Annotated in this window: 9 protein-coding genes; 8 read left to right on the top strand and 1 reads right to left on the bottom strand. The window is 69.6% G+C overall.

Annotation, left to right across the window (positions count from 1 at the left end):
• Positions 1-6 precede the first annotated feature (6 nt).
• The 8 genes from WJM96_RS14650 (at position 7) to WJM96_RS14615 (ending at position 14,049) form a co-directional block, all read left to right on the top strand.
• On the top strand, positions 7-2,160 hold the full coding sequence (locus WJM96_RS14650; RefSeq protein ID WP_424813258.1) for a TonB-dependent receptor: 2,154 nt from the start codon (positions 7-9) through the stop codon (positions 2,158-2,160).
• 477 nt (positions 2,161-2,637) lie between these two features.
• Positions 2,638-3,438, top strand: coding sequence for a tonB-system energizer ExbB (gene exbB, locus WJM96_RS14645; protein ID WP_424813257.1), 801 nt, complete (start codon positions 2,638-2,640; stop codon positions 3,436-3,438).
• Positions 3,439-3,444: 6 nt separating this feature from the next.
• Complete coding sequence (gene exbD / locus WJM96_RS14640) at positions 3,445-3,870, top strand: TonB system transport protein ExbD (protein ID WP_424813256.1); 426 nt, start codon at positions 3,445-3,447, stop codon at positions 3,868-3,870.
• Positions 3,867-4,658, top strand: coding sequence for an energy transducer TonB family protein (locus WJM96_RS14635; RefSeq protein WP_424813255.1), 792 nt, complete (start codon positions 3,867-3,869; stop codon positions 4,656-4,658). The genes exbD and WJM96_RS14635 overlap by 4 nt, the downstream gene beginning before the upstream one ends.
• A gap of 122 nt (positions 4,659-4,780) precedes the next feature.
• Positions 4,781-6,241 carry an efflux transporter outer membrane subunit gene (locus WJM96_RS14630; RefSeq protein ID WP_424813254.1) on the top strand — a complete coding sequence of 487 codons (1,461 nt, stop codon included), beginning with the start codon at positions 4,781-4,783 and terminating at the stop codon, positions 6,239-6,241.
• 17 nt (positions 6,242-6,258) lie between these two features.
• Positions 6,259-7,758, top strand: coding sequence for an MdtA/MuxA family multidrug efflux RND transporter periplasmic adaptor subunit (locus tag WJM96_RS14625; protein ID WP_424813253.1), 1,500 nt, complete (start codon positions 6,259-6,261; stop codon positions 7,756-7,758).
• On the top strand, positions 7,755-10,955 hold the full coding sequence (locus WJM96_RS14620) for an efflux RND transporter permease subunit (RefSeq protein WP_424813252.1): 3,201 nt from the start codon (positions 7,755-7,757) through the stop codon (positions 10,953-10,955). Before WJM96_RS14625 ends, WJM96_RS14620 begins: the two co-directional genes overlap by 4 nt.
• 1 nt (position 10,956) lies before the next feature.
• Complete coding sequence (locus WJM96_RS14615) at positions 10,957-14,049, top strand: efflux RND transporter permease subunit (protein WP_424813251.1); 3,093 nt, start codon at positions 10,957-10,959, stop codon at positions 14,047-14,049.
• A gap of 1 nt (position 14,050) precedes the next feature.
• Here WJM96_RS14615 and WJM96_RS14610 read toward each other — a convergent pair whose 3' ends face one another.
• Positions 14,051-15,355: an NAD(P)/FAD-dependent oxidoreductase gene (locus WJM96_RS14610; RefSeq protein WP_424813250.1), complete on the bottom strand. Its 1,305-nt coding sequence runs from the start codon at positions 15,353-15,355 to the stop codon at positions 14,051-14,053.
• Positions 15,356-15,409: the final 54 nt, after the last annotated feature.

Genomic DNA, 15,409 nt, shown 5'->3' with positions numbered 1-15,409 from the left:
TGGCAAATGTCCCTGCGTGAAACCCCGGCCAACTGGCAGTCTAACCTCGGGCTGATGGGCCTCGGCCTCCTGGCCGCTCTGCCTGGCAACGCTTCCGCGCAGACCGCGCCCGCGGCGGCGCCCGACACGGCGACCCAGGTGACCCTGCCGGAGCTGAACGTCGGCGGCACCGCGCCGAACCCGCCCATCCGCACCGATATCGGCAATGCCCCTCGCCTTCCCACGGGCGTCCAGGACGCGCCGCAGAGCATCAGCGTCGTTCCCCGCGCCCTGATCGACGAGCGCGGCGCGACCTCGCTGCGCGAGGCTCTGCGAAACGTCACCGGCATCAGCCTCGCCGCAGGCGAAGGCGGCCTTTCGGGCGACAATCTGACGCTGCGCGGTTTCAGCGCGACCAACGACTTCTACATCGACGGCATTCGCGACAGCGCGCCCTACACGCGCGATCCGTTCAATGTGGAATCCATCGAGGTGCTGAAGGGCCCGTCTGCCGTGATGTTCGGCCGCGGCTCGACCGGCGGCGTCATCAACCAGACGTCGCGCGCGCCCCAGGCCCGCACCTTCGGCGAGTTCACCATGTCGGGCATGGACCCGATGGGCTTCCGGGCCACCACGGATATCAACGTCAATGTCGGCAACGTGGCCGTCCGCCTCAACGCCATGGCCATGCACCAGGACGTGGCGCGCCGGAACAACGTCTACAACGAGCGCTGGGGCGTCGCGCCGTCGATCACCTGGGGCCTCGGCGGCGACACGCAGGTCACCTTCAGCTACCTGCACCAGACCGAGAACAACATTCCCGACTTCGGCATCCCCATCATCGGGAACCGCGTCGCGAACGTGAACGTCAGCAACTTCTACGGCCTCCGCAACGTCGACCGGGAGCAATACGTCACCGACGTGATGACGGCGCGCATCCAGCACCGCTTCACCGAGGGCGTGAACCTCAGCAACACCACGCGCTACGGCAACTACTATCGCGACGTGAGCGCCACCGCGCCGCGCATCGTCGGCACCGCGACGGTGAACACGCCCTTGGCCAACATTCTGGTGAACCGCCAGGCGCAGCTCCGCGCCGGCCTCAGCACCATCCTCGAGAACCAGACCGAACTGCGCGTGCAGGCCCGCACGGGCCCGCTGGAGCACAACGTCGTCTCCGGCCTCGAGGTCGGGCGTGAGAGCGTGCAGCTGCGCCGCTGGACGGCCACGCGTCCGACGGCCTCGCTCGTCGCGCCGAACTACGACCAGATGCCAGGCTACCAGGATGCGCGCTCGCTGACGGCGGACACGCTGACGGTCGCCAACCGCATCGCCGTCTACGCCGTGGACCAGATCCGCATCGGCCAGTACTTCGAGGTTCTGGGCGGCGTCCGCTTCGAGAATTACGACGCGTCCGTCACCAATCGCTTCGTCGCGAACGCGAACCTCTCGCGCGACGACAATATGTGGAGCTGGCGCGGCGCGCTGGTGTTCAAGCCGGTCCGTGGCGTGCGCACCTATTTCGCCGCCGGCACCTCCTACAATCCCTCGGCGGAGAGCCTGGCCCTCACAACCGCGACCTCGAACCTCGCGCCCGAGTCCAACATCTCCTACGAGTTCGGCGCGAGCTGGGAAGTGAACCGCAACTTCGAGATCCGCGGCGCCCTCTTCCAGATCGACAAGGAGAACGCCCGCACGACGGACCCGACCAACGCCACGGTCACCGTCCTGCAGGGCGAGCAGCGGGTCCAGGGCTTCGAAATCTCCGCCAGCGGCGCCCCGATCCCCAGCGTGCCGCAATGGAACGTCATCGCCGGCTACACCTACCTGAACAGCGAGATCGTGAAGTCCCGCAACCCGGCCGAGGTCGGGCGCCAGATGCTGAACACGCCGCAGAACACCGCGACCTTCTGGACGACCTACGACCTTCCCTATGGCTTCACCATCGGCGGCGGCGCAAGCTACGTGGACAGCCGCTACGCGAACACCGCCAACACGGTGCGCGTGCCCTCCTACACGCGCTACGATGCGACCGTGGCCTGGAACATTTCCCAGGGCCTGACGGCGCGTCTGAACGGCCTGAACCTGACGGACCGCAAGTTCTACGAGGGCGTCTATCAGGGCAACATCACCCCGGGCGCCGGGCGGACCATCATCGCCTCCCTGACCGCGAGGTTCTGACAGCCGTGCCGCGGGCCGGACAAGCTGGACGGCCACGGAAGGCGTTGCGCGAAAGCGCAACGCCTTCCGTGCTTCGGCCTCCGCCTATCGCTGTTATTGCGAATTATTCGCAACACCTCTAGCGCCCGGCTCCATGATGGCCTATCACTCCCGCGGCTGCCTCGGCGTCATTGGCTGGACGGGAGGATGGCCACCGGCTTCCTTCCTGCAGGCTCCCACCATGGCGCATGGCGCTGGTCACACCCGAGATCATGGCGGCCCTGCGAAGTCCGGGGTCGGCTATCAAGAACTCCTCCGCGGCGGGGCCGAAGCATGAGCAGCGCGGCCCTCCTCGTACAGGCGACGTCCGCCATCATCGTCACCGGCCTGCTGGCCTGGCTCGCGCTTCCGCGGGGCCGGCAGGCATGTCGCGTTCCGGCACGGTCCGGAAAACGGCCCGGAGCGGCCGGTCGCGACACCAACGGATAGGGACTATCGATGTTCAAGCGTATTCTCGTCCCCGCCGCGATGCTGGCGGCGACAGCCCAGGCCTACGCGCAGGAAGCCGCGGCGCCCGCCGCAGCGCCGTCCAGTCCGATCCGGGCGGTTCTGCCGCAGGACCTCTCGGCTTGGGGCATGTTCGCCCATGCCGACATCGTCGTTCAATCGGTCATGATCGGCCTGGCTCTCGCCTCAGTCCTCACCTGGACCGTGGCGCTGGCCAAGGCCTTTGAGCTGGCGGCCGCCAACCGGCGCGCGCGCGAGGGCGTCGCCCAGCTCACCCAGGCACGGGACCTGGCGGAGGCCTCGTCGCGCCTCGCCGGCCAGCCGGGCGCCTGCGCGGCACTGACCCGCGCCGCCTCGGCCGAACTCGCCACGAGCGAGGGCGCGCAGCGCGAGGCGGTGCAGGAGCGCGTGGGCTGGCGCCTGGAGCGCATCGTGGCGAATTCCGGCCGCCGCCTGTCGCGCGGGACGGGCATCCTCGCCTCCATCGGCTCGGTGGCGCCCTTCGTCGGCCTCTTCGGCACGGTCTGGGGCATCATGGACAGCTTCATCAGCATTTCCCGAGCGCAGACGACAAACCTCGCGGTCGTGGCGCCGGGGATCGCCGAGGCGCTGCTCGCGACCGCCATCGGCCTCGTGGCCGCCATCCCCGCCGTGATCCTGTACAACGTCTTCGCGCGCGGCATCACCGGGCACAAGGCGCTGCTCGCCGACGCCGTGGCGGAGACGATGCGCCTGCTCTCGCGTGAACTCGACCACCCGAACCGCGCGCACCTGCGGATGGTCGCGGAGTAACCCTCGATGGCCTTCCAACTCGGTGGCGGTGACGACGAACTCACCGAAACCCACGACATCAACGTCACCCCGTTCATCGACGTGGTGCTCGTGTTGCTGATCGTCTTCATGGTCGCAGCCCCGCTCGCGACGGTCGACGTGCCGGTGGACCTGCCGAGCAGCACGGCCCAGCAGCAGCAGCGGCCGGACAAGCCGATCTTCCTGACGCTGCGCTCCGACATGTCGCTCTACCTCGGCGACCAGGAGGTTTCCCGGGAGGGGCTGCGCGCCGCGCTCGACGAGGCTTCGGGCCATGACCGTGAGCAGCGCGTCTTCCTGCGCGCGGACACGACGGTGCCTTACGGCGAGCTGACAGAAGCCATGAACCTGCTGCGCGGGGCCGGCTATCTGAAACTCGCCCTGGTCGGCCTGGACGGGGGCACGCGGCCGTGAGCGCCAGCGCCGCGTCCGGCCGCCTGCTGGATCCGGACAGCCCGCAGCCCCGCTACGGGGTGGCCCTGGCGCTGGTTCTGGCTCTGCACGCCGGGGCCGTCGCCGTGGCGCTCATGCCGCGCCAGAACACCCAGCCGGTGGCCGCCGAGGCGATCCTGATCGACCTCACGCCCGATCCGGCGCCGCCGGCGGAAGAGCCCCCGGCCGTGGAGCCGGAAGCGCTCCCCGAGGCCGCTCCGCCTCCCGAACCCGTCGCCGAGGAGCCCCCCCCGCCAGAGCCGCCTCCGCCCGAGGCCCCGGCCGAGGTCGCCCTGCCCGAACCGCCGCCCCCTCCCCCGCCGCCCGAGCCGCCTCCGCCGCGCCGGGTCACCCCGCCGCGCCCGCCACGCCCGCAGCCGGTGCAGCGGACGGTCCCGGCCGAAGCGCCGCCGGCAGAGGCCCCGGCCGCCGCGCCCGCCGTGGCGCCCGGACCGGCCGCGCCCGCGCGCGCCAGCGGCGCCGCGGTGACGAGCTGGCAAGGCCAGATCATGGCCCGGCTTCAGGCCTACCGGCGCTACCCGGACAGCTCCCGTTTCCGTCGGGAGGAAGGTGTCGTCTACCTGGCCTTCACCATGGACCGCGGCGGCAACGTGTTGAGCGCGCGGATTGCCCGCAGCTCGGGACATTCGGCGCTGGACGAGGAGACGGTGGAACTGGCGCGCCGCGCCTCCCCGCTGCCGGCCCCGCCGGCCGACGTGCAGGGCAACCCCCTCAGCCTCACGGTTCCGGTCCGCTTCTCCCTGCGCTGACCGGCTTTGCGGTGCCCGTTCAGGCGTGACCCATGCAAATGGGTCACGCTTGATTTGTTTGGGGCATCCGATGCCAATGCCCGGAGTTTCCCTTCGTGTTCAATGTTGTCGAAAGGTAACAGTTGCTGCAGCTTCGCTCCGACCGCGGCATACACGGCGCCGTGATGCCGCCTCGACGTTCCCTTCTCCGTGCCTCGACCGGGCTCGGCGCAATCCTTCTCGCCGGATGCTCGACCATCCGGCCCGATGCGCGTTCGGGGATCGCCCTGCCGGCTCAGCTGGCCGCCGCCACGGGAGAGCCCGCCAATTGGCCCGACCCCGCCTGGTGGCGTGGCTTCGGCTCGCCGGAGCTGGACGCCCTGATGGCCCAGGCCGTGCAAGCGAACTTCGATATCCGCGCCGCGGTCGCGCGGATCCGCCAGGCCGATGCACAGGTCCGTATCGCGGGGCAGGCGCTTCTGCCCACCGGCAATCTGACCGCCAGCGCCACGCGCACGCAGTCGCCGACGCAGACGGCCACCGCCGTCACCATCAACAACACCGGCGGCCGCCGCTTCGTGCAGCGCGAGCTGTTCCAGACGGGCCTGCAGGCGAGCTACGAGATCGACTTCTGGGGCAAGAACCGCGCCGCCGTCGTCGCCGCCGAGCAGAATGCGCGCGCCAGCCGCTTCGATGTCGCCGCCATCACCATGACGACCGAAGCCTCGGTCGCCACGACCTATTTCCAGATCCTGGCCTCCCGCGAGCAACTCGCCATCCAGCAAGCCAACCTCGCCGCGGCAGAACAGACGCTGAGCCTGCTGCAGCAACGGCTGACGGCCGGCACCGGGACCGGGCTCGACATCGCGCAGCAGCAGACGCTCGTCGGGCAGCAGCGCGCCGCCATCCCCCCGCTGCGGCAATCGGTGGAGCAGAACACCTATTCGCTGGGAACGCTGACCGGCCAGGTGCCGGAGCAGGTCCCCCCGCCGCGCATGAACCTGGCCGATATCCGCGTCCCCTCCCCACGGCCCGGCCTTCCATCCGAAGTGCTGCAGCGTCGGCCGGACGTCTGGCAGGCGGAGGCGACGCTCGCCGCCGCCCAGGCCAGCGTGGAGCAGGCCCGCACGGCCATGTTCCCCTCCATCACGCTGACCGCGAATGGCGGCTTTCAGAACGTGGCGCTCGAGAACCTGCTCCGGCCGGGTTCCGTGCTTTACTCCCTGGCAGCCGGCCTCACGCAGCCCATCTTCCAGCTGGGGCAGCTCCGGGCGCAGTACCGCCTGACCCAGGCCCAGGCCGAGGAGCTCCTGGAAAACTACCGCGCCGCGATCGTCGCCGCGCTGGTGGATGTGGAGAGCGCGATCGTGGCTCTGCGGGAGACGACCGAGCAGGAAGCCCTCCAGGGCGCCGCGACGCAGGCGGCGGAGCGGGCCTATGCGATCTCCCAGACCCAGCTCCGCGTCGGGACGATCGATCTTCTGACCCTGCTCGTCACGCAGCAGGCCGTCTTCAACGCCCGCAACGCACTGGCGCAGGCTCGCCTTCAGAAGCTGCAGGCCGCGGTGGGACTCTTCCGCGCCCTGGGCGGCGGCTGGAGCTGATGTCGAGGGAATGATCCATGCCTGACACCCCGCTTCCCATCGACACGGCCCGCCAGAAGGCATTGCCCTCGCCAGCCGAGCGTCCGGCTCTGCCCCCGCCGGAAACGCCCCCGCCAGCGAAGCGCCGGCGCGGCCGGGGCTGGTTGATCTTCCTGCTGATCCTCGCGGCCGCGGGCGGCGCGGCCTGGTACTGGTGGCCGCAGATCTCGGCTCGCTTCTCCGGCCAGCCGGCGGCCGGCCAGCCCGGCGCGGCCGCCGGCCGCGGCCGCTTCGGCGGCAACATGGCCGTGCCGGTGACGGTGGCCCCCGCCACGGCCAAGGACCTGCCGGTCCTGCTCGACGCGCTCGGCACCGTGCAGGCGCTCAACACCATCACCGTCCGCTCGCAGGTGGATGGAATCCTCATCGACGTCGCCTTCACGGAGGGCCAGGAAGTGCGGCGCGGCGACGTGCTGGCGCGCATCGACCCGCGCACCTATGCCGCGGCGCTGGCCCAGGCCGAGGCGAAGAAAGCGCAGGACGAGGCGACCCTCGCCAATGCGCGCCTGGACCTGCAGCGCTACACGGACCTCGTCCGCATCAACGGCGCCTCCCGCCAGCAGCTCGACACGCAGCGCGCCCAGGTGGCGCAGTACGAGGCGCTGGTGCAGGCGGATCAGGCCGCCATCGACAGCGCGCGCACGCAGCTCGACTTCACCACCATTCGTTCCCCCATCGACGGCCGCGTGGGCCTGCGCCTCGTGGACCAGGGCAACATCGTGCGTTCGGGCGACAGTTCCGGCCTCGTGGTCGTGACGCAGGTGGACCCGATCAGCGTGATCTTCACCCTGCCCCAGCAGGATCTGCCCCGCATCCTCACTGCCATGCGCGACGGGCCGGTGGAGGTTCTCGTGGTGGCGACGGACGGGACGGTTCGCGCCACGGGCCAGCTTCTGACGCCAGACAACCAGGTGGACCAGAATACCGGCACCATCAAGCTGAAGGCGACTTTCCCGAACCAGGACCGGATGCTCTGGCCGGGCGCCTTCGTGAATGTCCGCATGCTGGTCGGCACCATCCGGCAGGCACTGACCGTGCCGCTGGTCGCCGTGCAACGCGGCCCCGACGGCACGTATGCCTTCGTCCTCAAGGAGGACAACACGGTCGAGCAGCGCCCCATCACCACCGGCTTCATCAACGCGACCGATGCCGTGGTGCAACGTGGCCTGCAGCCTGGGGAACGGGTGGTCACCTCGGGCGCGCTGCGGCTCAATGCCGGGGCCCAGGTGCAGGTGATCGAGCCGGTCGTGCCGGCCTATGTGCCGCCGGCCGCGCGCCGCCGCTTCAGCGGCCCGCCCGGCCAGGGGCGGCCGCAGGGCGAAGGCCAGGGGGCCCCGGCCGAGGGCCGGCAGGGCCGCCCGGGCGGCGAGAATCGTCCCGGCGGCCGCGCGCCCGGCGAGGGCAGGCCCGCCGGTGCGCCGGGCGATGCCCAGCCCCCGATCTCCGGCGGCGGCACGCGGCCCGCGGGCGCGCCGTGAACTTCTCCTCGCCTTTCATCACCCGGCCGGTCGCCACCTCGCTCCTCGCGGTGGCCGTGCTGCTGGCCGGTCTCTTCGGCTATCTGAAGCTGCCCGTCTCGGCGCTGCCCGAGGTCGATTTCCCCACCATCGAGGTCAGCACTCAGCTCCCGGGCGCATCGCCCGAGACGGTGGCGGTCCAGATCACCGCCTCGCTCGAGCGGCAGCTCGCGCAGATCGCCGGGCTGGTGGACATGATCTCGGTCAGCGGGCCGGGCAATTCGCGCATCACCCTGCAGTTCAACCTTGGCCGCAACATCGACGACGCGGCGCAGGACGTGCAGGCGGCGATCAACGCCGCGCGCGGCACCTTGCCGCAGAACCTTCCCTACCCCCCGACCTACGCGAAGGTGAACCCGGCCGACCCACCGATCATGACGCTGGCGCTGACCTCGGACTCCATCCCGATCTACCGGATTTCCGATGCCGCGGACTCGCTCCTCGCGCAGCGGCTCTCGCAGGTGACGGGTGTCGGTCGCGTGGCAGTGCAGGGCAACATGCGCCCGGCCGTCCGCATCCAGGCCGACCCGCGGCGCCTCGCCGCCTACGGGCTTTCGCTGGAGGACATCCGCAACACCGTGGTCGGAGGGAATCAGGCCGGGCCGAAGGGCTCGCTGGACGGGCCGCGGCAGGCTTCCACCGTCATGGCGAACGACCAGATCAGCTCGCCATCCGCCTTCGCCAACCTCGTCGTCGCCTGGCGCAACGGCGCGCCTGTGCGCCTCTCCGACGTCGGCACGGCGGTGGACGGGCTCGAGAACACGCTGAACGCCGCCTGGTTCAACGGCCAGCGCGCCGTGCTCATCGACGTGCAGCGCCAGCCGGGCGCCAATATCGTCGAGACGGTGGACCGCGTGCGCGAGCAGCTGGCGCAGCTGCAGGGCGCGCTGCCCGGGGGCATAAAGCTGACCGTCGTCTCCGACCGGACGGAGACCATCCGCGCCTCGGTGCACGAGGTGCAGTTCACCCTGGTGCTCTCGGTCATCCTGGTGGTGGCGGTGATCTACCTCTTCCTTCGCAGCGCGCGCGCCACTGTCGTGCCCGGGGTGGCATTGCCGCTTTCCATCATCGGCACCTTCGGCGTCATGTCGCTCTGCGGCTTCTCGATGGACAACCTCTCGCTCATGGCGCTGACCATCGCGACGGGCTTCGTCGTAGACGATGCGATCGTCATGATCGAGAACATCGTGCGCCTGATCGAGGAGGGCGAGTCCCCTCTCGCCGCCGCGTACAAGGGCGCCAAGCAGATCGGCTTCACCATCGTCTCGCTGACCGTCTCGCTGATCGCTGTCTTCATCCCGCTGCTCTTCATGTCTGGCGTGGTGGGCCGCCTCTTCCGGGAATTCGCGTTGACGCTGACCATCGCGGTCATCGTCTCGATGTTCGTCTCCCTGACGCTGACGCCGATGATGACGGGGCGCATGCTGCGCCCGGCCGCCGAGGACCATCCCAGCTGGATCTCGCGTCAGTTCGAACGCGGGTTCGACTGGATGCGCGACCACTACGCCACCAGCCTGCGCTGGGTGCTGCGGCACGAGGCGCTGATGCTTGTCCTGACGGCGGTGACGTTGGCCGGGACGGTCGGCCTCTATGTCGTGATGCCCAAGGGCTTCCTGCCCGCCCAGGATACCGGGCTTCTCGTCATCACCAGCGAAGGGCCCGAAGACGCCTCCTTCGCGCGCATCGCGGAGCTCCAGCACCAGGTGTCGGAGATTGTCCGCCAGGACCCCGACGTGACCGGCGTCACCTCCGTCGTCGGAGCCGGGTCGGTGAACCCGGCGCAGAACATGGGGCGGATCACCGCGATCCTCCGCTCTCGCGAAGACCGGAACGTCACCGCGCAGCAGATCGCCGAACGGCTCGCGCCCCGGCTCGCGGCCGTGGCGGGCGTGGATACGCGCATCCAGGCGGTGCAGGACATCCAGATCGGCGCGCGCGCGGCGAGCACGCAATACCTCTACACGCTCACCGATTCCGACGCGGCACAGCTGCGCGAATGGGCGCCCAAGCTCGTCGAGCGTCTTTCCCAGGCGCAGAGCCTGCGCCACGTGATCAGCGATCAGCGCGACGGCGGCCTGCGCGTGCATGTCGAGATCGACCGCGACCGCGCGGCGCAGCTCGGCGTCACCATCCAGGCGGTGGACGACGTCCTGTACGACGCCTTCGGGCAGCGCCAGATCTCGACCATCTACGCCCAGTCCAACCAGTACCGCGTGGTGCTGGAGGCGTCGCCCGAGATCCGGGACGACCCCTCGTTGATCGGACTGCTGCGCGTGCCCGGCAATGCGAGCGGCCAGGGTGGCAGCACCGCGGCGACCCAGGTCACCTCCGGCGCCACCGTCACGGCCACCACCGCGAGCGCGAGCGGCAACTACCAGGTGCCGCTCAGCGCCTTCGCGACCATCAGCCGCCGCGCCGGACCGCTCACCATCACCCGGCAGGACCAGTTCCCCGCCGTGACCATCGGGTTCGACCTGGCCCCGCACGCCTCGCTCAGCGACGCGGTCGCCGAGATCCGGCAGATCGAGGCCTCGATGGGCCTGCCGGAGACCATCACGGGCGAGTTCTCGGGCGACGCCGCGGAATTCGACCGCTCGATGAAGAACTCCCCCTGGCTCATCCTGGCGGCGGTGGTCGTGATCTATCTGGTGCTCGGCATGCTCTACGAGAGCGTGGTGCATCCGATCACCATTCTCTCCACCCTGCCCTCGGCCGGCATCGGCGCGCTCCTGGCGCTCTGGGGCATGGGGCTGGACCTCTCGGTGGTGGGGCTCATCGGCATCGTGCTGCTGATGGGCATCGTGAAGAAGAACGCCATCATGATGATCGACTTCGCGCTCGAGGCGCAGCGCGACCACGGGCGCACCGCCCGCGAGGCGATCTACGAAGCGAGCGTACTCCGTTTCCGTCCCATCATGATGACCACCATGGCCGCCCTGCTGGGCGCCGTGCCGCTCGTCCTGGGCAGCGGGCCCGGCAGCGAGCTCCGGCTGCCGCTCGGCGTCTCCGTGATCGGCGGCCTGCTGCTGAGCCAGGTGATCACCCTCTACACGACGCCCGTGATCTACCTGGCGCTGGAGCAGCTGCGCGTCCGGGCCGGTGGGCGGCCCGACGCGCGGGACCAGCCGCTCGCGGCACCCGGCACGCCGGCCGAGTAGGATGTCGATCTCCGCGCCCTTCATCCGGCGGCCCATCGCGACGGTGATGCTTTCCATCGGCCTCGCGCTGGCGGGAATGGTGGCCTATTTCGCGCTGCCGGTGGCGCCTCTGCCGCGCATGGACCTTCCCACCATCGTCGTCAGCGCCAGCCAGCCGGGGGCCGACCCGGCCGTCATGGCCTCCTCCGTCGCGGCGCCGCTGGAGCGCCGCCTGGGTGCCATAGCCGGCGTTTCGGAGATGACGTCGCGTTCCTCGCTCGGCAGCACATCGATCGTCGTGCAGTTCGACCTCAATCGCTCGGTCAGCGATGCGGCGAAGGATGTGATGGCGGCGATCAACGCGGCCGGCACGGACCTGCCGGCGGGGCTGCCCAACCCGCCGACCTTCCGCAAGGCCAACCCGGCCGACGCGCCCATCCTCATTCTCGCCGTGACGTCGGACACGCTGGCCCCGGGGGCGGTCTACGATGCGGTGGACAGCATCATCTCCCCCCGCATCGCGCGTGTGGAGGGCGTGGCCCAGGTCAATGTCACCGGCGCGGAACAGCCGGCCATCCGCATCCAGGTGGACCCCATGGCGGCCGCTTCCGCGGGCATCGCGCTGGAGGATATTCGCCGCACGGTCACCAGCTCCAACATCACGCAGCCCACCGGGCTCATCGACGGGGCGGAGCAGGGTGGGGCCATCTCGATCAACGACCGGATCGAGACGGCCGAGGACTACGGAAACCTCATCCTGCGCGCGCGGGACGGTGCCATCACGCGCATCTCCCACATCGCCAATGTGGAGCTGGGCGTGCGGGACCGGCGTCAGGGGGGCAGCTTCAACGGCCGGCCCGCGGTCATCGTCGTCGTCTTCAAGCAGCCCGATGCCAATGTCATCGAGGTGGTCGACAACATCCAGAAGCTGCTGCCGGACCTGCAGCGCTGGATTCCCAACGGCGTGCATATCCATACCCTTCGCGACCGATCGGAGACCATCCGCGCGAGCGTGGACGAGGTGCAGTTCACCCTCATCATCTCCATCGCGCTGGTGGTGCTCGTGGTGGCCGTCTTCCTGCGGCGAAAGGCCGCGGTCTTCGCCGCGGCCATCGCCGTGCCGCTCTCGCTGCTGGGGACGCTCGCGGTCATGTGGCTGCTGGGCTACTCGCTCGACAATCTGTCTCTCATGGCGCTCACGATCTCGGTCGGCTTCGTGGTGGACGACGCCATCGTCATGATCGAGAACATGACCCGGCTGCGCGAGAAGGGGATGCCCGCCCTCCCCGCCGCGCTGGAGGGCGCCCGGCAGATCGGCTTCACCGTCGTCTCCATCACGGTCTCGCTGATCGCGGTGTTCATCCCGCTCCTCTTCATGCCGGGGATCGTGGGCCGCATGTTCCGCGAGTTCTCGGTGACGCTGGCCATCGCCGTCGCCTTCTCCGCCATCATTTCACTGACCGTGACCCCCATGATCGCCGCCCGACTGGCTTCGGACGCGGAGCGCAAGCCCGGCTGGTTCGGCCGGGCCTTCGAGCGCATGATGGACGGGATGGTCTCCGCCTATATGGCGAGCCTGAAGATCGCCCTGCGCTTCCGCGCCATCATGCTGCTCTTCACCGTGAGCCTCGTCGGCGTCACGGTATGGCTCTACATCATCGTCCCCAAGGATTTCTTCCCGCAACAGGACACCGGCCTGCTCGCCGGCGTCGTACAGGCGGCGCCGGACACGTCCTTCCAGACCATGATGCGCCTGCAGCAGGAAGCGGTGGACATCATCATGGCGGACCCGGCCGTGGCCTCGCTCGGCGTCTCGGTGGGCGGCGGCGGCGGCTTCTCGGGCGGCACCGCGCGCATGTTCATCTCGCTGAAGCCGGAATCCGAACGTCCCGGCGTGAAGGCGGAGACGGTGGTGAACCGCCTGCGCGCGCCTCTCGGGCGGATCGCGGGTGCCCAGGCCTTCCTTCGCCCGGTGCAGGACATCAACGTGGGCGGCCGCGCGGGGAATGCATCCTTCCAGTACGCGCTGCTGGCCCCCGACCTGGACGAGCTGCAGAACTGGTCGGAACTGCTCGTGCGCCAGCTCCGCACGGTGCCGCAGCTGGCCGATGTCTCCTCCGACCAGGAGCGCGCGGGGCTCGTCTCCCGCCTGGTCGTGGACCGCGACGCGGCGGCACGCCTGGGCATCAGCGTCCAGGCTATCAACCAGGCCCTGAACAACGCCTTCTCGCAGCGCCAGGTCAGCGTGATCTATCGCACGCGGAACCAGTACCGCGTCGTGATGGAGGTCGATCCTCGCCTGACGGAGGATCCGCGCCAGCTGGACGACATCTATGTCTCCGGCCGCAGCGGACAGGTTCCGCTCAGCGCGCTGACGCGGCTGGAACGGTCCAGCGCGCCTCTTTCGATCATGCACCAGGGGCAGTTCCCGGCCTCCACCATCACCTTCAATCTCCAGCCTGGCGTGGCGCTCGGCGAGGCGGCGGCGCTGGTGGAAGAGGCGCAGCGCGCCATCGGCATGCCGCCCTCGGTACGCGGGGAATTCGCCGGCAACGCCAGGGTCTTCCGGTCGTTCCAGACAGGGCAGGCGCTGCTCATCGTCGCCGCGCTGGTCAGCATCTACCTCGTGCTCGGCATCCTCTACGAGAGCCTGATCCACCCGCTGACGATCATCTCCACGCTTCCCACGGCGGGCATCGGGGCCTTGCTGGCCCTGATCCTGACCGGCACGCCCTTCACCGTCATCGCGCTGATCGGCGTCATCCTGCTCATGGGCATCGTGAAGAAGAATGCCATCATGATGGTGGATTTCGCCCTGGAGCATGAGCGCGAGGGCGGCGAAGGCGGGGAACAGGCGATCCTTGAAGCCTGCAGGGAGCGTTTCCGCCCGATCCTGATGACGACACTGGCGGCGCTGCTGGGCGCGGTGCCGCTGGCCATCGGCAGCGGCCCGGGCAGCGAGCTGCGGCAGCCGCTCGGCATCGCCATCATCGGCGGGCTGGCGCTGTCGCAGTTGCTGACGCTCTACACGACGCCCGTCGTCTACCTCGCGCTGGAAAGCCTCGCGGGCGGCAAGCGGCGCAAGCTCGTCGCGCCGCCCATGCCCGCCGAATAGCTCAATGCAGCTTCACGGTCGGCTCCGGCCTCTGCGAGAAGAGTGAGAGCCAGTATCGCCAGAGCGTCGGCGCCTTCCCATGCAGCGCCGCGAGATGCATCTGGTAGAGCGAGCGATACATCAGCCGCGCGAACCAGCCCTCGATGAAGAAGCTGCGGCCGGTCAGCGCCCCCATCAGGTTGCCCACCGTGCTGTATTCGCCCAGCGAGACGAGCGACCCGAAATCGCGGTAGACGAAGGGCTCCAGCGGCTTGCCTTCCAGGATCCGCTCGACCTGCCCGACCATGTGGCTTGCCATCTGATGCGCCGACTGGGCGCGCGGCGGGACCTGGCCTTTGCCGTCGGGGAGCGGACAGGCCGCGCAATCGCCGATGGCGAAGACCGCCGGATCACGCGTCGCCTGCAGCGTGGGCAGGACGACGAGCTGGTTCACCCGGTTCGTCTCCAGCCCATCGAGCTCCCGCAGGAAATCCGGCCCCTTCACCCCCGCCGCCCAGACCGTGAGCTCCGCGGGCACGAAGGTGCCGTCAGCCAGCAGGATCCCCTCCTCGCGCACCTCCGAGACGCGGGTGCCGGTCCGCACCTCCACGCCCATCTCGCGCAGCAGCTTCAGCGTCGCCTCGGAAATGCGCTCGGGCAGGCCTGGCAGGATGCGCGGCGCGGCTTCGAGGAGGATGATGCGGATGTCGCGCTCCGGTTGGATCCGGTCGAGGCCGTAGGCGACGATGCTGCGCACCGTGCGGTGCAGTTCCGCTGCCAGTTCCGTGCCCGTCGCTCCCGCACCGATGATGGCGACGTGGAGCTGGCCGGGACGGATCGGCCCCTCCTGCGCGTTGGCGTGCAGGCAGGCATTGATCAGGCGTCTGTTGAAGCGGCTTGCCTGTTCCGCCGTCTCGAGGGGGATAGCATACCGGGAGGCGCCCGGCGTTCCGAAATCATTGGTCACGCTGCCGACTGCCATGACAAGCGTGTCGTAGCCCACACGCCGCGCCGGCGTGATCTCGCGCCCCTCCTCGTCATGCGTCGCAGCCAGCAGGATCTCGCGCGCCGCGCGGTCCAGGCCCGTCATCTCGCCATAGGCATGGGTGAAGCCGTGCCAATGGGCCTGCGCCAGGTAGTTGAGCTCATGCTGGGAAGGATCCAGGCTGCCGGCCGCGAGGGAGTGCAGCAGGGGCTTCCAGATATGGGTGCGCGCGCGCTCAGCCAGTGTCACGCTCGCGCGATCGCTGCCGCGGTACTTGTTGCCGAGCCTCGTGGCCAGCTCCAACCCGCCGGCGCCGCCGCCCACGATCACGATGCGATGCATGCCAAGATGCTCCCGCGCCTGCGCAATCCACTCTACATGGCGCTCGCGCAGCGG

Origin of the sequence: Roseococcus sp. YIM B11640, assembly GCF_049727625.1 — a bacterium.
GTDB lineage: Bacteria > Pseudomonadota > Alphaproteobacteria > Acetobacterales > Acetobacteraceae > Roseococcus.
Note: the sequence above shows the minus strand (reverse complement) of the source record. Positions and strands in the feature narration are given on the sequence as shown.

Bases quoted from the DNA above. Each gene is read 5' to 3' on its own strand.
- exbB (WP_424813257.1), top strand. From the start codon at position 2,638: ATGTTCAAGCGTATTCTCGTCCCCGCCGCGATGCTGGCGGCGACAGCC.
- WJM96_RS14615 (WP_424813251.1), top strand. From the start codon at position 10,957: ATGTCGATCTCCGCGCCCTTCATCCGGCGGCCCATCGCGACGGTGATG.
- exbD (WP_424813256.1), top strand. From the start codon at position 3,445: ATGGCCTTCCAACTCGGTGGCGGTGACGACGAACTCACCGAAACCCAC.
- WJM96_RS14650 (WP_424813258.1), top strand. From the start codon at position 7: ATGTCCCTGCGTGAAACCCCGGCCAACTGGCAGTCTAACCTCGGGCTG.
- WJM96_RS14610 (WP_424813250.1), bottom strand. From the start codon at position 15,355: ATGCATCGCATCGTGATCGTGGGCGGCGGCGCCGGCGGGTTGGAGCTG.
- WJM96_RS14625 (WP_424813253.1), top strand. From the start codon at position 6,259: ATGCCTGACACCCCGCTTCCCATCGACACGGCCCGCCAGAAGGCATTG.